Origin of the sequence: Lutibacter flavus, from assembly GCF_900188355.1 — a bacterium.
Lineage (GTDB): Bacteria > Bacteroidota > Bacteroidia > Flavobacteriales > Flavobacteriaceae > Lutibacter > Lutibacter flavus.
The window spans coordinates 450,309-475,328 of the sequence record NZ_FZNX01000002.1 but is presented as its reverse complement, the minus strand read 5'-3'; the positions used below and the strand labels follow the sequence as shown (position 1 = coordinate 475,328).

The following is a 25,020-nucleotide window of genomic DNA, read 5'->3' as shown; positions in this document are numbered from 1 at the left end:
TGTATATAAAACCGTACATTTGTGCGATTTTATTTTGAAAAAACATATATGGAAATATTAATAAAGGCTTCCCAATTTATTTTAAGTTTATCGTTTTTAATTGTATTGCACGAGTTAGGACATTTTATTCCTGCAAAAATATTTAAAACACGTGTTGAAAAATTCTACTTATTTTTTGATTACAAATTCTCGTTACTTAAAAAGAAAATTGGAGATACAGAATATGGAATTGGTTGGATTCCACTTGGTGGATATGTGAAAATATCTGGAATGATTGATGAGAGTATGGATACCGAACAACTAAAACAACCTGCTCAACCGTGGGAATTTAGATCTAAACCAGCTTGGCAACGTTTAATTATTATGTTGGGTGGTGTAGTTGTTAATTTTATTTTAGGTATTCTAATTTATATTATGATCACCTTTGTTTGGGGAATTGATTTTGTAAAACCTGAAGGAGTAAAAGAAGGATTTGCTGTTCACGAATCTTTTAAAGAATTCGGATTTAGGGACGGTGATAAAATCATAAAATTTAATGGCGAAACACCTTTAGATGTTACAGATGTAAATAAACATTTATTTTTAAGAGGACTTACTTCTTTAGAAGTTATTCATGAAGATGGAAATACAGAAGTATTAAATTTACCTGAAAATGTTGGAGATGTTATGTGGGAAAAAGGTGTTATGGAACCATTTTCTGTAAGAACTCTTCCAGTAATAGATACAGTTGTTGTTGCGTCTCCTGCCGAAAAAGCTGGACTTTTAAAAAATGATAAAATAATTGCTGTAAATAATACTCCTATTAACTATTGGCAAGAATTTTCAGCAATTGCCGCCAAATCTGAAAACGATATTACTTTAGATATTCAACGAGATGGTATCACAAAAAGCATAACAATTACTCCAAGAGAAGATAAAACAATTGGCGTTTCTAACTATAGACAAAGTGGAATGACAATTGAACATAAAGATTATTCATTTTTAGAAAGTATTTCTAAAGGAAATTCTTTAGCAATCTGGACTTTAAAAGATTATATCTCACAGTTTAAATACGTATTTACTAAAAAAGGCGCTACAAGTATTGGTGGTTTTATTGCCATTGGTAATATTTTTCCTGCAACTTGGAGTTGGTCATCTTTTTGGAGCATCACAGCGTTTTTATCTATTATGCTAGGGTTTATGAACTTATTACCTATTCCTGCTTTAGATGGTGGTCATGTTGTATTCACTTTATATGAAATGATAACTGGTAGAAAACCAAATGATAAATTTTTAGAATATGCTCAAATTACTGGGTTCTTAATTTTAATCGCCTTACTTTTATTAGCAAATGGAAATGATATTGTGAAATTATTTTCATCATAAAGTGTTTTAAATAATTAATTGTTTAATCATAAACCCAATAATCTAGACCTATAAAAAAACTACTTTTCACCTTAATAATTTTTATTGGGTTCAATTTAAATGCCCAAGAAACTTTTTAACCTAAAAATGAGTTGAAAATTAATATGTCGAACTTAATTGGTTTCAAATGGTTAGACTTAGGTTATGAGAGAATAATTAAATGAAGAATCTTCAATTGGTTTTGGTACATTGGTTAGCTTAGACTCAGAAATAGAAGGAATAGATGAATACAGAACTTTTTCTATAACACCTTATTACAGATATTTTTTTTCAAGTAAATATGCACAAGGATTTTTTGTTGAAGCTTTTACAATGCTGCACACAGGGGATGAAGAAATTTATAATGATTATTACGAATCAGCAACTGACACTTATTATAGCAATTACGAAAGGAACAAATATACCTACTTTGCTGTAGGTATTTCTGCTGGAGCTAAATTTGTTACAAAAAGAGGTTTTATAGCTAAGATTTACCTAGGAATTGGAAGAGATATGTTGGGCAACAGTGATATTGAAGTTGTTGGCCGAGGTGGTGTTTCAATTGGATATAGATTTCAATAAAATACTCAATTAATAGAATAAAAAGAAGCTGTTTAAAAGTGAAATTTTCGTTAAACTGAAATAAATTCAGAATGACGGTTTTCAATACTTTCTAAACAGCCTCTTTTTAATTAAGCTTTTATTTCTTTGGCTTGTCTCTATTCATTTCTAAAATATCAACACTAGTAGCTTCTTCACCTAAAAAGTATTTACTAAAATGATCGGCTCTTAACCAAAATGAATATTCCGTCATTTTTCCAAAACCATGACGTTGACCTGGCATTACCATAAATTTAAAACGTTTATTTGCTTTTATTAAAGCATCAGCCATCCTAATAGTCCCTCCAGGATGAACATTATTGTCAATATCTCCATGAATCAACATTAAATTCCCTTTTAAATTTGCTGCTAATGATTGATTTTTATCAATGTCATACTTGTGTTCGATACTACCATCAGCTTCAATCTCTTCTTTTACACCATGGTGTGTTTCACTCCACCAACTATTGTACATAGAATTATCATGATTTCCAGCTGAAGATACAGCTGCCTTAAAGAAATCTGGATATACTAACATTGCCGCAGTAGACATAAATCCACCTCCAGAATGACCATAAATTCCAACTTTGTTAATATCAATAAAATCGAAGCTGTCTGCTAATTGTTCAGCAACATATTTTTTATCTGCCAAACCATAGTCTCTCAAATTTCCATATCCATAATTATGATACCATTTTGAACGATCTGGATGACCTCCTCTATTCCCCATAGTAACCACAATAAATCCAACTTGAGCCATTCGATCTAAACGATCCATTCGTACTGAAAATGCTTTATTTACAGCTTCTGTTTGAGGACCAGGATATACATACTCTAATAAAGGATAACTTTTTGTGGCATCAAAATCGAATGGTTTGTACATAACACCATAAATATCTGTAATACCATCATTCGCTTTCATTTTAAAGGTTTCTGGAAATTTATAACCTGTTGCAAATAGCTGAGTTAAGTCAGCCTCTTCTAAACTCATAATAAGCGCACCAGTATTACTTCTTAATTCAGATTTTGGGGTGCTATCAACTCTAGAAAAATTACTTACAAAATACTTGTTAGAATCTGATGTACTTACATTTGTTGTAAAGTCTCCTGAATTTATATTTCTAAGCCCAGAACCATCTAAATTAATTCTATATAAATGAGCATAATATGGATCAATACTTTTATTTACACCATTGGCTGTAAAATATAAAACACGTTCTTTTTCATCAATTCCATTAAAACCATCTACATGATAAGCACCATTTGTAATTTGGTTTTTTAAATTCCCTTTGGAATCATATAAATAATAATGTGCCCAACCATCACGCTCGGCCCAATATAACATTTCAGTTTCGTTATTAAACAATACTAATTGTTGTTCTTCAATATAAGTGTTGAAACGCTCTTCAATTAAAACCTCAACATCACCGGTTAAAATATCGGCAACACAGATGTCTAATTTTTTTCGATCTCTGCTTATGGTACTAAAATAAATTTTACCTTTTTTTGAAAGTAATAACGACGGTTTAAACTCATCACTAGCTTCTGATTTTTTATATCGATGTCTGTAAACATTTATACTCTGTTGCTTCGAAGTATCTAACTTTACGTTCATAACATTTTTTGAAGGAATATCAAAAACTTGTAATTCAAACTTATAATATTCTTGTTCCCCTGGCATATGGTATTTATAGGTTTCAAGAGTGGGTCTTTTCTTAGATACAGAGTTAATCACCCACAAATCTTTAATATGTCTTGAGTCGGATCTTTCATAAATGAATTTTTTCGAATCTCTCGTCCAAATACCCCTAACTCCTTTTCTATCGTCTTTTTTCTCTTCTTTTGTTTCATTGTTTTCACCTCTTCCACTACCACCATAACCATAGTGTTCTACACCATCTTTGGTCCACTGATTTTCAACAATTGTTGTGTCTTTATCATCCTTAATAGCTTTTAAGAAGTTCTCTTTATCCATCCAATATAGATTGTAATTTTTAGAGAAAAGAACGATTGAACTATCGGGTGCAATATTTGCCCATCGCTTTAATTTATCTTCTTTTTTTGAATTACCTATAACAGTTAAACCGCGCCCACCTAAACGATATTCAAGGTGATATACCTTTTTCTCCATTTTAGGCTTTTTCTTTTTTGCTTTTTTCGTGTCGGTAGAATCTTTTTTTACATCTTCCTTTTCTTCATCCTCAGTATCCTCATCCTTTTTTTCATCTTTTGCCTCTACTTCTTCTGTTGAAGTTACACGAAATTGTATAGCAGTTTCATCCTTTACAAACTTGAAATCAAATTTTGGCAAGTGTTGACCATCATAAGGATCTTTAGTTATTTCAGTTAACCATTCAGCCATTTTATCATTGTCAAATAATTTGGTTTTGGTTCTTCTATCTGCATCAACTAAATAATAATTAGAACCATTGGTAGTCTTATATTGATACCAAAAACGGTTTCCTTTTTTTAGCCAATTAGGACGAACATTTGTTGAATGAACTAATTTTGCCAGATTTGTTGGTGAAAATTTTGAGGCCAATCTGTAATTTGGAGTAGGTACTTTTGTAGCTTCATAGTTTTGTGCAAAAACTACACACGTACCCATTACAAATAACAATACTATTATTTTTTTCATAATTAATATTTGGTTAAAAATTGATTTAACTATAAATCTCCTTAAAACTATTTAAATAGCCATTATGATATTCAATTTTATCATTTTTTTAACAAAAAAAGGCGCTCAAATAAATGAAACGCCTTTTAAATAATATAAAACTGAAATTCTACATTTTCATTAACCAGTTTTTTACATCAACTTCTTCTTTTATGATTGCTTTTAAATCAGCAATTTTAACACGTTGTTGCTCCATAGTATCTCTATGTCTAATAGTAACAGTGTCATCATTTAATGTATTGTGATCAACTGTAATACAAAATGGAGTTCCTGCAGCATCTTGTCTTCTATAACGCCTTCCAACGGCATCTTTTTCATCATACGCTACATTAAAATCCCATTTTAAATCTTCAACAATTTTACGAGCAATTTCAGGTAAACCATCTTTTTTTACCAATGGTAAAATAGCAGCTTTAGTTGGAGCCAAAACTGCTGGCAATTTCAATACTGTTCTTACAGTTCCATTTTCCAATTCTTCTTCCACTAAAGAGTGTGAAAAAACCGCCAAAAACATTCTATCTAAACCAATAGAAGTTTCAACTACATAAGGCACATAACGTTCATTTAATTCCGGATCAAAATATTGCATTTTTTTACCAGAATGTTTTTCGTGACTTGACAAGTCAAAATCTGTACGAGAATGTATCCCTTCTAATTCTTTAAACCCAAATGGAAATCTAAATTCAATATCTGCTGCAGCATCTGCATAATGCGCTAACTTTTCATGGTCATGAAAACGGTAATTATCTTCACCCATTCCTAATGATAAGTGCCATTTTAAACGCGTTTCTTTCCATTGCTCGTACCATTCTTTTTGCGTGCCAGGACGTACAAAAAATTGCATTTCCATTTGTTCAAATTCACGCATTCTAAAAATAAATTGACGTGCAACTATTTCATTTCTAAATGCTTTACCTGTTTGAGCAATTCCAAAAGGAATTTTCATTCTCCCAGTTTTTTGAACATTTAAAAAGTTTACAAAAATACCTTGAGCAGTTTCTGGACGTAAATATAAATCCATTGCTGTATCAGCTGATGCACCTATTTTAGTACCGAACATTAAATTAAATTGCTTTACATCCGTCCAGTTTTTTGAACCTGACAAAGGGCAACCTATTTCTAATTCTTCAATCAATAATTTTACATCTGCTAAATCTTCATTTTCTAAAGATTTACCCATACGATGTAAAATTGCATCGCCTTTTTCTTTATAACCTACAACACGAGGGTTGGTTGCTAAAAATTGTTCTTTATCAAAAGAATCACCAAAACGTTTAGCTGCTTTTGCAACTTCCTTTTCAATTTTAGCATCTAATTTACCAACATAGTCTTCAATTAAAACATCTGCTCTATATCTTTTTTTAGAATCTTTATTATCTATTAATGGATCGTTAAATGCGTCTATATGCCCTGAAGCTTTCCAAGTTGTAGGGTGCATAAAAATTGCAGCATCTAAACCTACAATATTTTCATGCATTTGCACCATTGCTTTCCACCAGTAATCTCTAATATTTTTCTTTAACTCAACACCGTTTTGAGCGTAGTCGTATACTGCGCTTAAACCATCATAAATTTCACTAGATTGAAATACGTATCCGTATTCTTTTGCGTGTGAAACTACTTTTTTAAATTGATCATCTTGATTTGCCATTGTGCAAAAATAGTAAAGCTTTTAGTACTAAAAAACAAAAAAGTGGAAATAGCCGAAACTATTTCCACCCAATTAACATTAAATAATACTAATTTGGAGTTACTTATTTTACTTTAGTGTAATATCACTTACACCAACTAATCTATTTTCTGCATAGATATTAACTGCATAAACTCCTCTTTCTATTAAATCTCTATCAACTTCAACCAAAGAAACAATATCTACTGCTTCATTTAAATAATTGATTGTTGTTGTGTCGCTATAACTTACTGTTTTACCATCTAACAATGTCAATTCTCCAACACTAGCAACAGTATTTCCAGTAGTAACATCAACAATTTGAATAAATACTTGACGCTCACCTTGTTCTGAAATTTCGTTTTTGGCTATTGTGAAATTAATTCTAAAAGCATCTGTATTTCTAGCTCTGGCAGTTTCAACCAATTTCCCACTTGATCTTTCTCTCATTGCTAAAACTTTAGCAGAATTCACTTTTAAAACAGACCCAATAGCAACTTTTTCTGCCAAATTAGTATTTTGCATTGCTAAAGTATCATTTACTGCAATTTGTCGTGAAATATTTACTCTAGCACTATCCAAATTACTAGTGAGTAAGATATTTTTGTTAGTTAACATTTCATTCAATGAAAATAATTCTTTGTTCTTTTCTTCTAATTTTGCTATTTCCCTTCTGAATCTTCTTATTAAATTATAATTTGTTCCTTTTAATTCTTTAATTGAATCTCTAAGTGCAATTATTCTATCCCGTTCAAAGGCTAATTCATTAGACATTGAAGTATTTTGACCGATGGCATCTTCATATTTAACAATCATTCCATCCAAATTTTGTTCAATTTCTTCTTTCTCTTCTTGTATGGCATCTGTTAACTCTTTATGCTGACTGTTATTATAAAAAGTATATGCCAAAGCACCAACTAGTAAAAGTGCTAACACAATTACAATAAGCTTACTGTTTGATTTTTTATTTTCTTCCATTGATAAGGTTTTTAAGGGGTTATTTTTTAATTGAACGCTAAACGTTTAATTAAATTATAAAAGAGCGATGAAAATTTTGAGGAATATTTTCTTGAGGAATACTAAAGTTAATTCTTTTTTATTAAAAAACATAATTTTATATAAAAAAAAAGAGCATATTTAAATCTTTTTTCTAAATTTAAAAAAACTACTATGAATATTATTAAAGAAATATTTAATATTTTTTATCCAGAAATATGTGTATGCTGTAAGAATCAATTAACAACAAATGAAAAAACAATTTGTATTACTTGTAGACATGATTTACCCGTTACTAATTTTACTGATGAAAAAGATAACTTAGTTGAAAAAATATTTTATGGCAGGGTTCCTATTCAGGAAGCTACAAGTCTCTTTTATTTTTTAAAAAAAGGAAAGGTTCAACAACTTATACATGAATTAAAATATAACAAACAACAACAAGTTGGTACTTTTATAGGTGAATGGTTAAGTGAAGAAATTTTAGAATCCGAAAGGTTTAAAACTATTGATTGTATAATTCCTGTGCCTCTTCACAAGAAAAAACAAAAACAAAGAGGTTACAACCAGGTTATTACTTTTGGACAAAGTTTATCCCAAAAGCTAAACATTCCTTTTTATGAAAATGTTTTAACTAAAACTACTTCAACCACAACTCAAACTAAAAAATTACGGTTAGATAGATGGAAAAATGCAGAACATCTATTTAAAATTGAAAATATAGAATTAATTGAAAATAAACATGTACTAATTATTGATGATATTATTACAACAGGAGCGACATTAGAAGCATGTGTTCTTTCAATAAAAAATGCAAAAAACAGCACAATTAGTATTGCTGCAATGGCATATACAAAATAAAATGTGCAAAATTATAATACAAAATTATTTACTGCGTTTTTTAAATAAAATAATTGTTATTTTGTATTCAAAATAAATTTATATGAGGCTATCTTTATCTAAGTTATTACACCTATTTTTTATAGTAAGTATCCTTGCAAGTTGTGCTAGAAGAGGCACTCCAACTGGAGGGGAAAAAGACTCTATTCCTCCAATTTTAGTGAAATCATTGCCAATAAATGAAAGCGTTAACTTTAAAGATAAAAAGATAAAAATTTACTTTGACGAGTATATAAAACTTAAAGATGTTAAAACTCAGCTTGTTATTTCACCTCCACAAAAAAACGAACCTATAATAACACCAGTTGGAACCGCAAGTAAATTTATTTCAATAAAAATATTAGACACTTTAGATGCAAATACCACTTACGTGTATAATTTTGGAAATAGTATTGTTGACAATAACGAAGAAAATAAGCTAGGGAACTTTAAATATATTTTTTCAACAGGAACATATATAGATTCTCTATTAATTAGTGGAGAAGTTACGGATCCATCAGTAAAAGAATCTGCAACGAACCTAGATGTAATGTTGTATGAATATGATAGTACATTTACAGACTCCATAGTTTTTAAACAAAAACCTCGATATATTGCAAATACACTTGATAGTACCTTATTTGAAATTACAAATATTCGTGAAGGAAAATATTTACTTATTGCACTAAAAGATGCTAATAATAATAAAGTATATGATCCGGATATTGACAAAATAGGCTTTGTTAAAGACACGATAACTCTGCCTACAGAAAAAATATTCAACTTCTCCATTTTTAAGGAAATTCCTGAATTTAAGATAATTAAACCAAAAGAAGTCACCAAAGGACACTTAATTTTTGGCTATAAAGGAAACCCAAAAGATCTAGATATTAAAATTTCATCAGAAACACCTGCTAATTTTAAATCTGAAATTATCTATGAAGTTGATAAGGATACTATTAATTATTGGTATACTCCTTTTGAGGCAGATTCATTAAATTTTTCAGTTTCCAAAGGAGATTATTTTGAAGAGCTTACTACTAGACTTAGAAGCTCTAAATTGGATACCTTAAAAATTACGAAAGGTAAAGGAGGAAACACACTAAATTTAATTGATACTCTTACCATATTAAGTAATACACCAATTATTAATATAGACACAACACTAATTTCTATAATTGATCAAGATACTTTAAATGTTGCCTTTAAAACAATTCTGGCAAAATCTAAATCTAAATTGTATTTAAATTTTGATAAAAAACCAGCATCAAAATATACTATTGATATTCTTCCAAATGCAATTACTGATATTTACGAAATGCCAAACGACACTTTGTCTTTCCAAGTTTCTACTAAAACACCTGAAGATTATGGAATTTTAAATATAGAAGTAGTTAGTGCTAAAAAATCATCATTTATAGTTGAATTATTAGACAGTAAAGATGCAGTTATTAGAATTGGTAAAATAAATAAACCTGGCATTGTTAATTTTGAATCTTTAGACCCAGGTAGTTATTTTGTTAGAATTACAATAGATGAAAACAATAATGGTATTTGGGATACAGGCAGTTTTTTAGAGAAACGTCAACCGGAAATAGTTAAGTTTTTTGACAAATTAATTGAACTTAGAGCAAATTGGGATATAACAGAACCTTTTATTGTTGAATAATTGAATTTTTCATTTAGATAACCTTAATTATATAGAATTTAGTACATTTGATAAAACAAACCCTATTTGTGCATAAAATTTTCAAAATAATAGCCCCAATTTATATTTGCCTCTTTATGGTAAATTTACAAGCACAAGACCAAAGCAGTCATGAAATTGGATTCATCTCTGGCTCAGCATCATTTACAACAGATTACGGCGAAAGAAATAACTTTCAGAGTAATGTTGGTGGGAATGTAGGTATGGGAATGGGTGTTATTTACTATTTAAATTTTACTGATTATAGATATCGTTGGAATCAACGTACAAATTATTGGGCAGAACACTTTAGAGTTCGTGCAGAATTATCATATATGTCTTCAAAATTAGATCATTTTGGACAATGGGCTGATGATTTATCTACTGATGGAGGAGTTTTACTAAGAGCTCACCACGGAAAAACTTACTTAGTAAATCTTGGCGCACAATTAGAATTTCACTGGGTAGATATTGTCGATTTTGGGTCAAGAAGAATTCCAGATTTAAAATGGTCTCCTTATGTTAGTGCTGGAGCTTTTGTAGATTTTTATAATCCTTCAATTTATTCAGACTTAGGTGACTGGAGAGATCCGGGTGTTTTATACCCAAAATGGGACCCTAATAATTTTCCAGATGCCGCACGTATAACACCAGGAATAACTATGTCAGCCACATTAGGTATTGGAACTCGTCGAAAATTAGGTTACTATTCAGACCTTTTAATTGAATCTCGATGGCAATATTTTTTCTCAAACTATGTTGATGGACTAAATGCAAGACAGGCTCCTGAAAACAAATACAACGATTGGCTGTTATGGATTCACGTAGGCTATATTTATTACTTAAACTAAATCTATTTATTAGTAAATTTTTTAATTAATTTACCCACAGTTAAACCCTGTACTATTATAGAAAATACCACTATAATATAGGTAATTACTAAAAATAAATCTCGATGCATTTCTTGTGTTAAACTTAATGCTAATGCAATAGAAATTCCACCACGCAATCCACCCCAAGTCATAATTAAATTGGTTTTTGGTACAAAATCTAATTTTTTAGCATATAACTTTATTGGCAACATTAAAGATAAAAATCGTGCCAATAATAATGTAGGAACCAACAATAATCCTGCTAAAATATATTGATTATTAAATGTAAGAATTAATATTTCCATACCTATCATTACAAATAAAACAGTATTTAAAAGAATGTCTATCAACTCCCAAAACTTATCTACATATTGTTCTGTTATTTTACTCATAGATGTTTCTCTTACAGTGTCTGTACCAACTATTAATCCCGCAGTAACCATCGCTAATGGAGCAGATAAGTGCAGGTATTGCGCTAGAACTGTTCCTCCCATTACTGCCGCTATTGTTATAATTACTTCAACATCATAATCATCAATTGATTTTAAAAGTCTGTATGTAATCCATCCTAATAATAATCCCAGCGCAATTCCTCCCACAACTTCAACCAAAAACATTTCAGCAACATGGCTAAAAGTAATATTCCCTCCACCTTTTGCAATTTGATAAATAGTTAAAAACACCACAACTCCTACACCATCATTAAACAAAGATTCACCAACTATTTTAGTCTCCAGTTTTTTTGGAGCTCCAACCTGTTTTAAAATCCCTAAAACCGCAATAGGATCGGTAGGTGATATTAATGCCCCAAACAGTAAACAATAAATAAAATCAACATCTAAGTTTACTAATTTTAAAAGAAAATATGAAAATATTCCAACCAAAAAAGTAGACGTTAAAGTACTAAAAGTAGCAAATGCCATAATTGGTTTCCTCTGAACTTTTAATTGTTGAAAATTAGTGTGTAATGCTCCTGCAAAAAGCAAAAAACTCAACATTACATCTAATAGAACTGTTTCAAAATCGATTTGAGAAATAAATAATCGCTCCTGTTCTAAAAGTGTATCATTAAACATACTTGTTGCTAAAACTAACAATGTAAAAACAATGGTAATTACCATTAAACCAATTGTTGTTGGCAATTTTAAAAAACGAACATTTAGATATCCAAAAAGTGCTGAAATCACTATTAGGATTGATGCTATAGCGTACAAACTCATTTAAATAAATTTTAATAATTGTAAAATAACTCCAAGATGAATACCCTCATGGTAGGCATTAAAAGCAATTGCTTCATCAATAGAGTTTAAAGACACGCCAATGCTTGTAGTATACTTATTGTAACTTTTAAATATCCCTTTTGAATAATCTTCCTCTAATTTAACTGGTATTTCAATTAATTGAGTTTTAATTGTTCCCATTTCGCTTTCTGAAACCGAATAATTTGGATTGGTTCCTTTTTGAAAATTGGTAATCATTTCTTCAGAAATCAAACATTCTATACCTGATAATTTATAACACAATAGTTGCTGAGTTACTACGAGATGGGCAATATTCCAAGCTATGTTATTTTTAAACCCTTTTGGAATTTTATTTAATTGATCAATAGTTGCTTTTTCTGTCACTTTTAATAAAAATTGCCTTGTCTTAAGTAAATCTTCAAATTGTTTTTGCATTTCATAGTATTTATTAGATTCGCTCAAATTTAAAATAAAAACATCGTAAATTTACTTTAATAACCTATAATTTAAAGATGAAAAAAATATACTACTTAAAAACCTGTGATACATGTAGAAGAATTCTAAAAGAAATAGATACTACCGGATTTATTTTGCAGGAAATTAAAACAGAACCAATTACTGCAAATCAACTTGAAGAAATAGTGGCGCTTACAAAATCTTATGAAGTATTATTTAGCAGAAGAGCAAAAAAATACAAACAAATGGATTTAAAAAATCAAACTTTAACTGAAAAAGATTATCGACAACTTATTTTAGATGAATATACTTTTTTAAAGCGCCCTGTTATTATTAACGATGGTGAAGTTTATGTTGGAAATACTCAAAAAAGAGTTGATATTTTTATAAAATAATATCGTTTTTTACAATTTTTTTACAAAGTTCTTATAAATTTATTTTAGTGAAAAAGAAATGAGTTAAATCATAATACATCTTATAAATAAAGGTAATTTAGTCCGCTTTAAAATATAAGAAAATTATGAGAAAACATTTATTATTAATAGTTGCAATATGCTCTATAAATTTATCTTTTAGTCAAATATACTTTTCATCTAGTATTGGCCAAACAATTGGAAGTGCTGAAGTGAAATTTGGAGAGATTGTAACTCCATCACAATCTGAGAACTCCTATGGGAGTTATGGAGAAGGAACTAACTTTCAACTTAGAGCAGGTTACTTTTTTAATGAAACATTTGGGGTGGATTTTGGTATTGCATACTTACATGGAGCAGATCAAACAATTACAAAAGTAAGCTTATCAAATCAAGAAATTAATGCAATTGCCAGAGCAAGAGCTTTTGGTTTATCTCCTTCATTAGTTTATAAATTTTCAAATAAAATTTATGGTCGTTTTGGAGCTTTAATAAAAGCTGGAGGAAAAACTGAAGCAGTTGTATACAACAAAACCTCATTCTCAGATTCTGAAGCCTCTGCACAAGGGCTTCCTTCAGGATCTTACTCCGTAACAGAATATACAGAAGACTATCATGGTGTTTTACCGTTAGGATTTGTAGGTGCATTTGGATATAAACTTGATTTTAATAAAAATTTCGGTTTGTTTATTGAAGCTGAATATTTAGGTATTAGTGTTAAAAGAAAAGATTCAGAAATTAGTGAATTCAATACTAATATTATGCTGCCTGATGGCACTGTTGCCGTATCTTCATTATATTCTTTAGAAAACTTACCAACAGGCTATGTAATAAAATCAGACTATGTTGATGAATTACCACATAACAATACAGATCCTTCTAAAAAATTAGCTCAACGAGTTCCATACTCTTCTTTTGGGATTAATTTTGGAATAACTTGCACTTTTGAGCAAAAAGTATCTAAATGAAATTCATTTCAAAAACTAATTCTTTAAACTAAAAAAGCTGGTTGTTAAAACAACCGGCTTTTTTATTAGATAACATCTAATTACTTGTTATCTTTAGTTCTGATTTTTTAATAATTCTATTTAAATCCTCTTCTAAAATTTTAGTTTTTGCACCAATCAAAACATAATCATTTTCACTTTTCACCTTCAATAAAATTTCTTTTATCATATTATTATCTTTCAAAAAATAAAGTTGAACCTTATCACCATTCTCAGCTACCCTAAAAATGGTTGAATACTTCTTTCTTTTAATAAATTTGTTTAGTTTTTTATCTAGTATAGCTTCTGAATCAGAAAAAACCATCAAGTCATAATTTTGGGCTTTTCTCAACAAACTTTTATATTCTCCCAAATCTTTTTTAGGAATAAACATGTTGCCAATAAAAGCTGAGACGCTTATTGAGAAATCTGATTCTTGTTTATTTTCTTGGTAAAAAGTATGAAACGATGATTTTGTTGCACAGGAACTTAAAATAAGAGCAACTGCTAAAATTAAAATTCTATTTTTCATAAAAAAGGTGTTTCATTTAAGACGATTAAATCACTTTTTTGTAACTTTTAACTAATTAATCTTTAGTATTAAAGTAAGTTTTAACTCTTAAAACAGCATTTGAATTTATGTCCTCCCAAAATAAATTAATATCCCCAACATGATAGTTTTTTTTACCCATTAGAAAAATTCTAAAGGGAAAATGTGGCAAACTCGTCCATAAAATTCCATCTTTTACAAACACCTCTAATGCTTGTTCATATATTTTATTATTAGTAAATAAAAAACCTTTATGATCCATTCTACTAGAACTAATTTCAGAATCCCAAGTTATCGGATTTGAAACAGCATTTCCTTCAAACCATTTTGAATAATTTTTAGGATAGTAGTTCTTTTTAAAAGTGTTCCAGGTTACAAAACCACCTGTTTCTGATGGTTCAGTCATTAAATTAATTGTTTCAAACTCATTTTTGGAAATTCCAATTCCTGGTAAATATGCAGCAATCAACATAGACTGTAACTCTTTATCATCAAAAAAATCCTTCAATAATCTTATTGCATGAGTAGTGCCTTGACTATGAGAAGCAATAATAATTGGCCTGCCATTATTATATTTTTCCATATAAGTCTCAAAGGCAATTTTAATATCACTATAAGCTAAATTTAAAGCAGATTCGCCTCCTTTTTCTATATTTGAATAAGATCTTAAATGTGCTTGTCTGTAATAGGGAACATATAATCTTCCCGCATTTACAAAGGCAGAAGCTTGAAATTTCACAGCAGTATTTATAACTTTTTCATTTTGAACAGTATCAGATATTGGAACATTCCAACGTAAATCTTTCTTTTCAATATTTAAAGTTGGATAAATATAAAATACATCTGCCGGTAAATTAGCTGTATTTGATTGCTTATCTAATAAATCTATTGGGTAATTAGAAGGCAAAACTGCCCATGCAGAATCATTTTCATAATTTGGTACTTGTGGGAAAGGTTGAGATGAAAAAAGAGGCAAAGCAATTGTTTTACAACTACCTAAACTAATTAGTAAAACAATTGCAGCAAGAAATTTAAAATAAGATTTTAATCTTTTAATCAAATTTATTTCTTTTTGTACAACATAGGGTTTGTATCCTCATCGTTATACATTTTCATTTGTTTGTAAACCTTTACATACTTATCTCCAGCAGCAAAATCATTTAGCAAATCATCTATTGCTGTTGATAAATCAACACGCTGTTCTAACAACACATTTAATTTCTCCTGGCATTTTGCTCTATGTTCATCAGAAGCAGATTCTCTTGTTGCTTCCTCATTCATATGGTAAATTTTTAAAGCTAAAATAGAAAGTCTATCAATAGCCCAAGCCGGAGTTTCCGAATTAATCTTAGCTCCTTTTTTAACTTTAACATCTTTAAATTTATCCAAAAAGTAACTATCTATATATTCAACCATATCAGTTCTATCTTGGTTAGAAGCATCAATTTTACGTTTTAAAACTAAGGCTTCAATAGGATCAATATCCGGTAATCGAATAATATCTTCATAATGCCATTGTACAGTATCAATCCAACTTTTTCTATATAATAAATGTTCAAAAGAAGTTGATTCAAATGGATTTTTAAATGGTTGATCTACATTATCTAAAATGTGATATTTTTTAATTACTTCATCAAATAACTGGTTGTATTTTTGTGCACTCATACTTATTTTTCTAAAATGTGTAAATATTCAACTGTTGAAGTTGCTTTGTGATTTCTGTTTTCTGTTTTATCTGCTTTAAAACGTTGATAATTTGTTGTTCTTAAGCTGTATTTTCCATAAGCCGACATTATCTCACTCACTTCATTTTCAGACATTAAACCCTCGTTGTTATAACTTAAAAAAATGTATCTAAAGTTAGCGTTTTTTATTAGTTCCTCGAAGGAATTTTTAACTTCATTTTTTTTACAATAAGATGAACGATAATAATTTCTTAAACCTGTTTTTCCTTGAGGAACAAAATCATCATATTTTGCAATGGTTGTTAATAAATGATAATTTGAACCATATTGTCGGGCATTGTACGGTGGGTCTAAATACAATATATCCCCTTTAATTTTTTTAATAAGTTTGTTGCTATCTAAATTAAAAACTTGATGGTTTTTTTTTGTGATGTCAAAATTTGCCGGCTCAACAACAATGGTTTTTTGCGCTGATTTTTTTATTTTTTTTAGATAAGCTCCATAAACTGAAGCTGTATTTGCAACTTTATCTGCACTTTCAATTAATGATGCTAATAAATAAAAATATGCATCTTCATTTATTTCATTTTTAGCTTTCCAAGATTCAATTTGAATTCTAATTGCATCAATCTTTTTTCCATTTTCAGCTGAAAAATACAATCTTCCTTCGCTTCCATTTTCGCAATAATTTTTATAAATAAAACCCTCTACTCCAATCAATTCATTTAAAAAAATAAACCTATCTTGAATACTTATTTCCTTAAAATTACCAATATAATTTCTATTTAACGCAAAACTATAAAACTCTACATCGTTAGAAATAACTTGCTTTACCAACGGTTTAAATGTTCTACCCACTATCCCGGTACCGGCAAATAAATCGCAAAAAACCAGATTCGTTAAGTCACCTTCAACAGTATTGGTAATGGTATCTTTTATAAATTTTGATAACCTATGTTTAGAACCTATATAATTCACTTAATTTATTTAATTGCCCATATAATATCGGCGTTTATTGTTGAATTTTCAATTGAAATATTGTATAATTTTGAGTTGTCAAAACTACGTAAATAAGCTGATATAATTTCCCTCATCCAACCAATTTCGGCTTTTAATTTCCAATTGTCTTTTGGATTTAAATAGTCTAAAACTACTAAAAACAGTCTATTTTTAGTGTGTTGTCTTTTTTGTTGACTCTGGTTAATGTATAGCCATTCTATTAATTCATTTTTATGCTCAATTGCATAAGGAACCGACTTATTAAAACCTTTTGGGAAAACAGTTGTTTTATGGTCGAATGGAACGCTTGAAATATAAAAATCTGTATATTTATCTTTCGAATTTAAATGCGCTTCAACATTCTCATGTTCACAAAAAATAGATTCAATTGCTTTGGCAGACCAAAAATTAAACCATCTATTTAATGTGTAATTTTTAAGTTGATCGTAATCTAATTCATCTTTAAAGTTACTCTCAATTTTATCTAATAATTCTTCAAAAAAGAAAGTTTCATAGATAAAATTAGTTTGCTTATCAAAATTATCTGCTTGTTTTCGCCCCCATATGTATGGGTAATTTAATCTTTTCTTCAATTCATTTTCAAGCAAATTATAATCCATTTACAATTAAGAAAATTTACGCTTAATAATATCCATTAGTCGCTGCTCATAATCTTCTTTAGTACTCCAATCATAATCTGGCTTTACAAAATCGCTCATAAAACTTAATGCTTCTTCTTCTGTTTTAAAAGAATTTAATTGTGACAAAACTCTATTAAAATCTTCCTGACTCCCATCAAATAAATGCTTCACAAAGGCAATTCTATCATTTAACCCAATTTGTAAATTATTTTTAAATATGGTATCATTTAAAGAACGTTTTTGATTGGTTTCTTCCTCAATAACAGGGTTTTCTTTAGTTGCTTTTTCAAAAAGTTGAGTAGCAACATCAGCAGAAATAGCATCTTTAAATTCTTCTTCTAAAGTAATTTGAATAGAAGATAATTCTTTTCTGTCATCTTTTATCATGTCATTATCAGCACTAAAAACTTCCTCTTCAATAAGTGCCTTTCTTTCAATAGATTCTGTTATTTTTTCTTCAACTTCTTCAACTTTAAAAACCTCCTCTTTAATTTCAACTTCTTCCAATAAATCCTTTTTTATATCTTCGGTTGAAACTGTTTCAATTTTATCAATAATTTCTTCTTTTGTTTCAATAGCATTTGGAGTCGTATTAATATATTCATCAACAAACTTTAATACAGATAACTTTTCATAAATATCATGAGCTTTTTTATGCAGTGCATTTACATCATCTTTATTTTTCATTTGTAAAATACTGTGTGCCAAACTAACAAGTTCCGCTTCTAATTTTTTGTGCATAAGTTGATCTATTTTATGATTATTGATGTGTTATTTTTAATAAATTTGTAAAAATTAAAAAAACAGCATTCCTGTTTTACAATTTTAACAATTTAATGTGAAAAAATATAATTTTATCTTATTGCATTAAATTAAAACTAAAAATACAATAACCTTTGAAGCGTGAAATTACAAAATGTTTCTTGAAAATACAGTAAATCATACCGAACAATTTGGCTGGATAGAAGTTATTTGCGGCTCTATGTTTTCTGGTAAAACAGAAGAGTTAATTCGTAGGTTAAAACGAGCACAATTTGCAAAACAAAAAGTGGAAATTTTTAAACCTGCAATTGATATAAGATATGATGAGGAAATGGTTGTTTCTCATGATGCAAACGAAATAAGATCTACGCCTGTTCCTTCTTCTGGAAATATAAGAATATTAGCTTCAGATGTTGAAGTTGTTGGTATTGATGAAGCTCAATTTTTTGATGACGAAATTGTAGCCGTTTGTAATGATTTGGCAAACAGAGGTGTAAGAGTTATAGTTGCCGGCTTAGATATGGATTTTAAAGGAAATCCTTTTGGTCCAATGCCTGCATTAATGGCAACTGCTGAATATGTAACTAAAGTTCATGCCGTTTGTACAAGAACCGGTAATTTAGCACATTTTAGTCATAGGAAAGCCGCCAGTGAAGACTTGGTTTTATTAGGTGAAACTCAAGAATATGAGCCTTTAAGCAGAGCCGCATATTACAAGGCTATACAACAAGAAAAAAAGAAAAAAGCTGAACAAAATAACAATGGGAAATAACCACGTTACTGTTCTTGAAATAGACCTAAACTCTATTGAATTTAATTTAAATTATTTTAAGTCTAAACTTCATAAAGACACTAAAATATTAGTAGTTGTTAAGGCATTTGGCTATGGATCTAGTGCTGTTGAAGTAGCAAAGTTTTTAGAATCAAAAGTAGCATATTTTGCTGTTGCTTATTTAGATGAAGGTATTGCTTTAAGAAATGCTGGAATTAAAACTCCAATTTTAGTATTACATCCTCAAGAAGCGAATATAGAACAAATTATTAAATACAATTTAGAGCCTAACATTTATTCCATAAAGTTATTAAAAGCATTTATTAAAAAAACCACCAACTTAGGTCTTCAAAAATATCCAATACATATAAAATTTAATACTGGATTAAATAGATTGGGTTTTAACCAAAAGGATATTTCAGAATTACTGTCAATTATAAACAATCAATCAGCTTTAAAAGTAACTTCTGTATTTTCTCATATTGCAGCAAGTGAAGATTTAAATGAACGTAAATTCACACTCCAACAAATATATAAATTCAACGTTGTTTCCAACGAATTTATTAAACATTTAAACAACATTCCGTTTAAACATATGCTAAATACTTCAGGTATTATAAATTATGCAGAAGAGGCGCAATTTGATATGGTACGATTAGGTATTGGATTATTTGGCTTTGGAAATAACAATATTGAAACTTCTAAGCTTAAAAACGTACTCACTTTAAAATCGGTAATATCACAAATTAATGTTATAAACGAAGGTGAATCTGTAGGGTATAACAGAGCGTTTACTGCCAAATCAACTATAAAAACAGCTACAATTCCAATTGGTCATGCAGATGGAATTTCAAGACAATTTGGAAATGGTCTGGGCTTTGTTTTTATAAATAATAAAAAAGCTCCAATAGTTGGAAATGTTTGTATGGACATGGTAATGGTTGATGTTACAAATATTAATTGTAATGAAGGTGATGATGTAATTATTTATAAAAATCAAGAACATTTAGAAGGTTTAGCCAAAGCAATTGATACCATTTCTTATGAATTGCTAACAGCTATTTCTCAACGTGTAAAAAGAATTGTTAAATAAATGTTAATTTACTATATTAGCTCCTTGTTAACCAATTAAATAATAAATTATGTTAAAAGAATTTAAGAATTTTATAATGACTGGGAATGTTATTGATTTTGCAGTAGCAGTTATTATGGCCGGAGCACTTGGTGGTGTTATCAAAGGATTTGTAGATAATATCGCAATGCCTTTTGTTGGGTATTTTGCTGGAGGTATTGATTTTGCTGATCTTCACTATGCAATGGATGGTAGTGATTATGAAACTGTTGCTGCTGCAAAAGAAGCTGGTGGAGCAGTAATAGCATATGGTGCCTGGATAAACACTATAATAAACTTATTAATTGTAGGTTTTGTAATGTTTATAATTGTAAAAGCTTATAACAAAACTAAAAAACCAGTTGAGGCCCCTGCACCTGCTGGACCATCTGATAATGATTTATTAGGTGAAATTAGAGATTTATTGAAGAAAAAATAAAACCAAACTTTTTTTAATTAAAAAGGCTCACAATTGCGAGCCTTTTTTTTATTAACTTTTTTTAGTTTCATAAACCACTGCTATGGTTGGAGATATCTCATTTTTTTTAATCAAAACTAGTTCATCTCCTATGCAAACATTTCCTGTTTGTAGCACTTTAAAGTAGATGCCACTTTTAGTTGAGTTCCAAAATTGTTTCAACACTTTTTGAGTTCCAAATCTTAAACCTAATTTCATACAAGGCTCTCTTGGTTTGGTTACTTCTAAAATAACCTCTCCTAATTTAAAAGTATCGCCAATATGAATTTTAGTTTCTTCTAAATTAGAAATTGTTAAATTTTCACCAAACATTCCATATTTCCAATCTAAATTTGGATATAAAGGTTTCCAATATTCATAATGATTTTCAGAATATGCATAAACCGCTTTATCAACCCCTCCATGATATCTTCTATCAATAACAGCATCTTTTTCCACATCTTCTTCCCCTAAAAATATAGGAAATTGAACGGGGTATTTAAAAATTCCGGTTTCAATTATTTTTCCTTTATAATTAATTGATTTTTTCTCTCCTAAATTTACCGAAATTACTTTCATTTTTCTTCGAATTTTGAAAGTTCATCTGCTATCTTTCGGTCATTTGATAACCTCGGAACTTTATTTTGACCACCAAGTTTACCAACTGATTTCATATATTTATTAAAACCTCCTTTTTCAATTACAGTAATTTTTAATGGCTGTAATATTTTCCCTTTTATCAAGTCGAAATAATAACTATTTTGCAACTGTAAAGAAGCATCAATTTTTTCAGAAAATTCTTTAACATTCCCTGGTTTTTGATCAAATTCGATAAACCACTCATGATATGGAAGTCCTTCTTTAGGTGTAATTTGCGGAGCAACCGTAAATTCGCTAACACTAATTCCAGTATCAATTGTATGCGCATTTATAGAGTCTTCAACTTCTTTACCAATTACGTGTTCTCCAAAAGCTGAAATAAAATGTTTTATTCTTCCAGTAACAACAATTCTTGGCGGATTGATAGATAAAAATTCTATTGTATCACCAATGTTATAACCCCAAAGACCTGCATTCGTATTTAATATAATTACATAATTTACACCAATTTTTACATCGGCTAAAGAAATTCGTGTAGGGTTTTCATTAAAAAATTCTTCTGAAGGAATAAATTCATAAAAAATTCCACCATTCACCAAAAGCATCATTCCAGTTTCAGTTTGAGAGTCTTGATATGCAATAAATCCTTCTGATGCAGGATACATTTCAATAGTGTCAACTTTTCTACCAATTAATTCTTCAAATTTATTTCTGTAAGGTTCATAATTAACACCTCCATATGCAAACAAATTAAAATTAGGAAAAACCTCTCCAACCTTTTTCCCAGTTCTTTCAACTATTCTTTCAAAATACATTTGAACCCAAGGAGGAATCCCTCCAATTAACGTCATGTCTTCATTTATAGTTTCATCTATAATAGCTTCAATTTTGATTTCCCAGTCTTCAATACAATTTGTCTCCCAACTTGGCAATCTATTTTTCATCAGGTATTTAGGAATATAATGTGCGGTAATTCCAGACAATCTTCCAATATTAATACCATTTTTTTCTTTTAACTCTGGACTCCCTTGCAAAAAAATCATTTTCCCTTTTAAAAAATCTACTTTTTTAGTTTCGGCAATATATAACAACAATGCATTACGCGCTGCCTTTATATGCATTGGCATAGATTCTTTTGTTAATGGAATGTATTTTGTACCTGATGTTGTGCCTGATGTTTTGGCAAAATAAAGTGGTTTCCCTTTCCATAATATGTCCGACTCGCCATCTACAACTCTATCTACATAGGTTTTTAAACCTTCATAATCTCTAATTGGAACTTGTTCTTTAAAATTTTGGTAGGTTTTTATTCTATCAAAATTATGATCTTTCCCAAAGGCTGTTTGTTGTGCCTGAGAAATTAATTTTTTAAAAACTTTTTGTTGAACTTTTACGGCATTATTGCTTTGTTTGTAAAATCTAGCTGCAATTCTTTTTGCAAAAGGTTTTGCTAATATTGATTTAATATTCATAATTTATTCGAAGTCAATGTAATTTATTGGATTAACTGCATAGCCCTCATTCCACAATTCAAAATGCAAATGCGGCCCTGTACTAAATTCACCAGTATTTCCCGCTGAGGCAATAACCTCTCCAGATTTTACCAAATCTCCCTGCTCTTTATGTAATGCTGTGTTGTGTTTATAAACTGATATAAATCCACCCGAATGTTCTACAATAATAACATGACCAGTTTCTGATGTCCAAGCTGCAAAAATTACAGTACCATCTGCAACGGACTTAACTGGCGTTCCCATTTCTACTGCAATATCAACAGCAAAATGCTTGGTTTTTGGGTTATATCCATCTGATAAAGTTCCAACAACTGGGGCAAAAAACACAATATCTACATCTTTTGTGGCCTCGCTAAAAATACTGTATCTATTTTCACTTTCAATATCTAACCTAAATTCTAAATCTGCTTCTGAAGGACTTAAATTAATTGTGTCTTTGTCATATTTTATTGCTTCCAAAACTGAATCTGTATCAAACATGACTTCAGAAATTTCACCAGTTAATAATTCTCTAACTTTTTGTATGTAAACATTATTTACTTGAAGAGTTTGTTCTAAAGAATCCACTTTATAAATTAATTGAGTAGCTTCTTTTTTTAGTTTTGTTGAAGAATAACCTGGAATATATTCTTTTAAAGGAGTAAACGCTATTAAATAAATAGTTCCAACAATTAATAAAATAGAAAATATGCTTCCTAATATAAATACATTTAATCTTGTTAATTTAAATGATACTTTTTCTTCAAAAGTATCTTCATTCAACACCACCAAACGGTACTTATTAATTAATTTTTGCCTGAATTTTCCTTTATTTTTGGATTTTTTTACCATATTTTTCTCTAAAACAAATATACAACGAATTTATATTATTATAATTTCAGTTTATTTGTTTTGAAGTGTTAAAACTTCGCTAAAATTATGTTTTATAGAAGTTCATTTCATCTATATATTTCCAAACATTTGAAGGCAACATAGTACTTATATCTTTTTTGCCTTTTATTGCTTTTCTAATAAAAGTAGAAGAAACCTGAACTATTGGAGCGTTTACCGTATGAACTTTTGGGTGTTTTAAAAATTGACTCTCCGTTTTACCCTCAGAAATTCTTGGGTATACATACAATTCATAATTTTCTAAAATAGTTTCATAGTTTTTCCATTTATGAAACCCTTTTAAATTATCCTCGCCCATTATTAAACAAAACTGATGTTCTGGATATTTCTCCTCAATATGAATTAATGTATTTATAGTGTAATTTGGTTGTGGTAATTTAAACTCAATATCAGAAGTTTTTAGTTTTGGGTAATTTTCAACAGCAACATTAACAATTGCCAATCTATGCAGATTGCTAAGCATTGAGCTTTTTTGTTTAAATGGACTCATTGGTGTTATAACAAACCAAACCTCATCCAAATCAGAAAATTCTGCCATATAATTTGCAATAATCATATGCCCAACATGAATTGGATTAAAAGTGCCAAAAAACAACCCTACCTTCATTTATTTATAAATTTTTCAACTAATTTATAAGCTTTTTCTTTTGCCTGTTCTAAATTATCATTTACTAAAATAACATCAAAATCTTTAGCAAACTTCAATTCTTTTTCAGCTTTAGCAACGCGTTCTTTTATTTTTTCTTCGCTATCAGTCTTTCTATTTCTTAATCTACGTTCCATCTCTTCAATAGATGGTGGCTGCACAAAAATAGCCAATGTTTTATCTGGAAATTTATTTTTAATAGACAAACCTCCAACAACATCAATATCAAAAATTACATGTTTTCCAAGTTTCCAAATACGCTTAACTTCCTTTTTTAAGGTTCCGTAATAATTATCGGTATAGACTTCTTCCCATTCAATAAAGTCATCTTTTTCAATATGTTTTTGAAACTTTTTTGCCGAAATAAAATAGTAGTCTTTTCCATTTATTTCTTTACCTCTGCTTTTTCTTGAAGTAGCTGAAATTGAAAAATCCAAATTTAATTCAGGTTGTGCTAATAAATGATGTACAATAGTAGTTTTACCAGAACCTGAAGGAGCTGAAAAAACAATAAGTTTTCCTTCTTTTTTCAC

General features: G+C 29.4%; 26 protein-coding genes. 10 read left to right on the top strand and 16 right to left on the bottom strand.

The window, feature by feature from the left end; genetic code table 11:
- Positions 1–48 precede the first annotated feature (48 nt).
- Together rseP and CHB63_RS08270 are read left to right on the top strand one after the other, a co-directional pair.
- Complete coding sequence (rseP, locus tag CHB63_RS08275) at positions 49–1,365, top strand: RIP metalloprotease RseP (RefSeq protein WP_089377983.1); 1,317 nt, start codon at positions 49–51, stop codon at positions 1,363–1,365.
- Positions 1,366–1,593: 228 nt separating this feature from the next.
- Positions 1,594–1,965: a hypothetical protein gene (locus CHB63_RS08270; RefSeq protein ID WP_245856857.1), complete on the top strand. Its 372-nt coding sequence runs from the start codon at positions 1,594–1,596 to the stop codon at positions 1,963–1,965.
- Positions 1,966–2,083: 118 nt separating this feature from the next.
- Here the strand turns inward: CHB63_RS08270 and CHB63_RS08265 are convergent, their stop codons facing one another.
- The 3 genes from CHB63_RS08265 to CHB63_RS08255 form a co-directional block, all read right to left on the bottom strand.
- The gene (locus CHB63_RS08265; protein WP_089377982.1) at positions 2,084–4,621 is read right to left on the bottom strand and encodes a S9 family peptidase; all 2,538 of its coding nucleotides are present in this window, start codon (positions 4,619–4,621) and stop codon (positions 2,084–2,086) included.
- Positions 4,622–4,769: 148 nt separating this feature from the next.
- The gene (locus CHB63_RS08260) at positions 4,770–6,311 is read right to left on the bottom strand and encodes a glycine--tRNA ligase (protein ID WP_089377981.1); all 1,542 of its coding nucleotides are present in this window, start codon (positions 6,309–6,311) and stop codon (positions 4,770–4,772) included.
- A gap of 108 nt (positions 6,312–6,419) precedes the next feature.
- Positions 6,420–7,307 carry a hypothetical protein gene (locus CHB63_RS08255; protein WP_089377980.1) on the bottom strand — a complete coding sequence of 296 codons (888 nt, stop codon included), beginning with the start codon at positions 7,305–7,307 and terminating at the stop codon, positions 6,420–6,422.
- Between the two features lie 192 nt (positions 7,308–7,499).
- Here CHB63_RS08255 and CHB63_RS08250 point away from each other — a divergent pair, with 192 nt between their 5' ends.
- The 3 genes from CHB63_RS08250 to CHB63_RS08240 all read left to right on the top strand — a co-directional run bounded on the left by CHB63_RS08250 (position 7,500) and on the right by CHB63_RS08240 (position 10,742).
- Entirely contained in the window at positions 7,500–8,186 is a 687-nt protein-coding gene (locus tag CHB63_RS08250) for a ComF family protein (RefSeq protein ID WP_089377979.1), read from the top strand.
- Between the two features lie 82 nt (positions 8,187–8,268).
- Complete coding sequence (locus CHB63_RS08245) at positions 8,269–9,873, top strand: Ig-like domain-containing protein (protein WP_089377978.1); 1,605 nt, start codon at positions 8,269–8,271, stop codon at positions 9,871–9,873.
- A 68-nt stretch (positions 9,874–9,941) separates the two neighbouring features.
- The gene (locus CHB63_RS08240) at positions 9,942–10,742 is read left to right on the top strand and encodes a THC0290_0291 family protein (RefSeq protein WP_449560134.1); all 801 of its coding nucleotides are present in this window, start codon (positions 9,942–9,944) and stop codon (positions 10,740–10,742) included.
- A gap of 2 nt (positions 10,743–10,744) precedes the next feature.
- Here the strand turns inward: CHB63_RS08240 and CHB63_RS08235 are convergent, their stop codons facing one another.
- Positions 10,745–11,983, bottom strand: coding sequence for a cation:proton antiporter (locus CHB63_RS08235; RefSeq protein WP_089377976.1), 1,239 nt, complete (start codon positions 11,981–11,983; stop codon positions 10,745–10,747).
- Positions 11,984–12,439, bottom strand: coding sequence for a DinB family protein (locus tag CHB63_RS08230; RefSeq protein ID WP_089377975.1), 456 nt, complete (start codon positions 12,437–12,439; stop codon positions 11,984–11,986).
- A gap of 77 nt (positions 12,440–12,516) precedes the next feature.
- Here CHB63_RS08230 and CHB63_RS08225 point away from each other — a divergent pair, with 77 nt between their 5' ends.
- Entirely contained in the window at positions 12,517–12,855 is a 339-nt protein-coding gene (locus CHB63_RS08225; protein WP_089377974.1) for an arsenate reductase family protein, read from the top strand.
- Between the two features lie 125 nt (positions 12,856–12,980).
- A complete protein-coding gene (locus tag CHB63_RS08220) occupies positions 12,981–13,841 on the top strand; it encodes an outer membrane beta-barrel protein (protein ID WP_089377973.1) in 861 nt (286 codons plus the stop codon).
- Positions 13,842–13,917: 76 nt separating this feature from the next.
- Here the strand turns inward: CHB63_RS08220 and CHB63_RS08215 are convergent, their stop codons facing one another.
- From CHB63_RS08215 to CHB63_RS08190, 6 genes are read right to left on the bottom strand one after another with little or no spacing between them, the layout of a single operon-like run.
- Entirely contained in the window at positions 13,918–14,391 is a 474-nt protein-coding gene (locus CHB63_RS08215) for a DUF4252 domain-containing protein (protein ID WP_089377972.1), read from the bottom strand.
- A gap of 55 nt (positions 14,392–14,446) precedes the next feature.
- A complete protein-coding gene (locus CHB63_RS08210; RefSeq protein WP_245856856.1) occupies positions 14,447–15,469 on the bottom strand; it encodes a DUF3089 domain-containing protein in 1,023 nt (340 codons plus the stop codon).
- A 2-nt stretch (positions 15,470–15,471) separates the two neighbouring features.
- Positions 15,472–16,074, bottom strand: coding sequence for a DUF4254 domain-containing protein (locus CHB63_RS08205; RefSeq protein ID WP_089377971.1), 603 nt, complete (start codon positions 16,072–16,074; stop codon positions 15,472–15,474).
- A gap of 2 nt (positions 16,075–16,076) precedes the next feature.
- A complete protein-coding gene (locus tag CHB63_RS08200; RefSeq protein ID WP_089377970.1) occupies positions 16,077–17,072 on the bottom strand; it encodes a DNA adenine methylase in 996 nt (331 codons plus the stop codon).
- Between the two features lie 5 nt (positions 17,073–17,077).
- Complete coding sequence (locus CHB63_RS08195) at positions 17,078–17,713, bottom strand: hypothetical protein (RefSeq protein WP_089377969.1); 636 nt, start codon at positions 17,711–17,713, stop codon at positions 17,078–17,080.
- Positions 17,714–17,719: 6 nt separating this feature from the next.
- Complete coding sequence (locus tag CHB63_RS08190) at positions 17,720–18,475, bottom strand: hypothetical protein (RefSeq protein ID WP_089377968.1); 756 nt, start codon at positions 18,473–18,475, stop codon at positions 17,720–17,722.
- Between the two features lie 175 nt (positions 18,476–18,650).
- Here CHB63_RS08190 and CHB63_RS08185 point away from each other — a divergent pair, with 175 nt between their 5' ends.
- Genes CHB63_RS08185 through mscL form a run of 3 tightly spaced genes read left to right on the top strand, consistent with a single transcriptional unit; the run spans position 18,651 to position 20,818 of the window.
- Positions 18,651–19,268 (top strand): thymidine kinase, encoded by a 618-nt coding sequence (locus CHB63_RS08185; protein ID WP_089377967.1) that lies wholly within the window; start codon positions 18,651–18,653, stop codon positions 19,266–19,268.
- Positions 19,258–20,361: an alanine racemase gene (alr, locus tag CHB63_RS08180; RefSeq protein ID WP_089377966.1), complete on the top strand. Its 1,104-nt coding sequence runs from the start codon at positions 19,258–19,260 to the stop codon at positions 20,359–20,361. Before CHB63_RS08185 ends, alr begins: the two co-directional genes overlap by 11 nt.
- 49 nt (positions 20,362–20,410) lie before the next feature.
- A complete protein-coding gene (mscL, locus tag CHB63_RS08175; protein WP_089377965.1) occupies positions 20,411–20,818 on the top strand; it encodes a large conductance mechanosensitive channel protein MscL in 408 nt (135 codons plus the stop codon).
- A gap of 51 nt (positions 20,819–20,869) precedes the next feature.
- On the opposite strand, the gene CHB63_RS08170 is transcribed toward mscL, so the two are convergent.
- From CHB63_RS08170 to gmk, 5 genes are all read right to left on the bottom strand, one after another.
- Positions 20,870–21,415 (bottom strand): MOSC domain-containing protein, encoded by a 546-nt coding sequence (locus tag CHB63_RS08170; RefSeq protein WP_089377964.1) that lies wholly within the window; start codon positions 21,413–21,415, stop codon positions 20,870–20,872.
- Entirely contained in the window at positions 21,412–22,908 is a 1,497-nt protein-coding gene (locus CHB63_RS08165) for a GH3 auxin-responsive promoter family protein (RefSeq protein ID WP_089377963.1), read from the bottom strand. Before CHB63_RS08165 ends, CHB63_RS08170 begins: the two co-directional genes overlap by 4 nt.
- Positions 22,909–22,911: 3 nt before the next feature.
- A complete protein-coding gene (locus CHB63_RS08160; RefSeq protein WP_089377962.1) occupies positions 22,912–23,781 on the bottom strand; it encodes a M23 family metallopeptidase in 870 nt (289 codons plus the stop codon).
- Between the two features lie 85 nt (positions 23,782–23,866).
- Positions 23,867–24,448 carry a nicotinate (nicotinamide) nucleotide adenylyltransferase gene (gene nadD / locus CHB63_RS08155; RefSeq protein WP_089377961.1) on the bottom strand — a complete coding sequence of 194 codons (582 nt, stop codon included), beginning with the start codon at positions 24,446–24,448 and terminating at the stop codon, positions 23,867–23,869.
- Complete coding sequence (gene gmk, locus CHB63_RS08150) at positions 24,445–25,020, bottom strand: guanylate kinase (RefSeq protein WP_089377960.1); 576 nt, start codon at positions 25,018–25,020, stop codon at positions 24,445–24,447. The genes nadD and gmk overlap by 4 nt, the downstream gene beginning before the upstream one ends.

Excerpts from the sequence above, each read along its gene's own strand:
- CHB63_RS08230 (WP_089377975.1), bottom strand. The coding sequence starts at position 12,439 with ATGCAAAAACAATTTGAAGATTTACTTAAGACAAGGCAATTTTTATTA.
- CHB63_RS08260 (WP_089377981.1), bottom strand. The coding sequence starts at position 6,311 with ATGGCAAATCAAGATGATCAATTTAAAAAAGTAGTTTCACACGCAAAA.
- CHB63_RS08160 (WP_089377962.1), bottom strand. The coding sequence starts at position 23,781 with ATGGTAAAAAAATCCAAAAATAAAGGAAAATTCAGGCAAAAATTAATT.
- CHB63_RS08195 (WP_089377969.1), bottom strand. The coding sequence starts at position 17,713 with ATGGATTATAATTTGCTTGAAAATGAATTGAAGAAAAGATTAAATTAC.
- rseP (WP_089377983.1), top strand. The coding sequence starts at position 49 with ATGGAAATATTAATAAAGGCTTCCCAATTTATTTTAAGTTTATCGTTT.
- CHB63_RS08250 (WP_089377979.1), top strand. The coding sequence starts at position 7,500 with ATGAATATTATTAAAGAAATATTTAATATTTTTTATCCAGAAATATGT.
- CHB63_RS08225 (WP_089377974.1), top strand. The coding sequence starts at position 12,517 with ATGAAAAAAATATACTACTTAAAAACCTGTGATACATGTAGAAGAATT.
- CHB63_RS08220 (WP_089377973.1), top strand. The coding sequence starts at position 12,981 with ATGAGAAAACATTTATTATTAATAGTTGCAATATGCTCTATAAATTTA.
- CHB63_RS08265 (WP_089377982.1), bottom strand. The coding sequence starts at position 4,621 with ATGAAAAAAATAATAGTATTGTTATTTGTAATGGGTACGTGTGTAGTT.
- CHB63_RS08235 (WP_089377976.1), bottom strand. The coding sequence starts at position 11,983 with ATGAGTTTGTACGCTATAGCATCAATCCTAATAGTGATTTCAGCACTT.
- CHB63_RS08165 (WP_089377963.1), bottom strand. The coding sequence starts at position 22,908 with ATGAATATTAAATCAATATTAGCAAAACCTTTTGCAAAAAGAATTGCA.
- mscL (WP_089377965.1), top strand. The coding sequence starts at position 20,411 with ATGTTAAAAGAATTTAAGAATTTTATAATGACTGGGAATGTTATTGAT.
- CHB63_RS08190 (WP_089377968.1), bottom strand. The coding sequence starts at position 18,475 with ATGCACAAAAAATTAGAAGCGGAACTTGTTAGTTTGGCACACAGTATT.
- nadD (WP_089377961.1), bottom strand. The coding sequence starts at position 24,448 with ATGAAGGTAGGGTTGTTTTTTGGCACTTTTAATCCAATTCATGTTGGG.
- CHB63_RS08170 (WP_089377964.1), bottom strand. The coding sequence starts at position 21,415 with ATGAAAGTAATTTCGGTAAATTTAGGAGAGAAAAAATCAATTAATTAT.
- alr (WP_089377966.1), top strand. The coding sequence starts at position 19,258 with ATGGGAAATAACCACGTTACTGTTCTTGAAATAGACCTAAACTCTATT.
- CHB63_RS08205 (WP_089377971.1), bottom strand. The coding sequence starts at position 16,074 with ATGAGTGCACAAAAATACAACCAGTTATTTGATGAAGTAATTAAAAAA.
- CHB63_RS08215 (WP_089377972.1), bottom strand. The coding sequence starts at position 14,391 with ATGAAAAATAGAATTTTAATTTTAGCAGTTGCTCTTATTTTAAGTTCC.
- CHB63_RS08245 (WP_089377978.1), top strand. The coding sequence starts at position 8,269 with ATGAGGCTATCTTTATCTAAGTTATTACACCTATTTTTTATAGTAAGT.
- CHB63_RS08185 (WP_089377967.1), top strand. The coding sequence starts at position 18,651 with ATGTTTCTTGAAAATACAGTAAATCATACCGAACAATTTGGCTGGATA.
- CHB63_RS08255 (WP_089377980.1), bottom strand. The coding sequence starts at position 7,307 with ATGGAAGAAAATAAAAAATCAAACAGTAAGCTTATTGTAATTGTGTTA.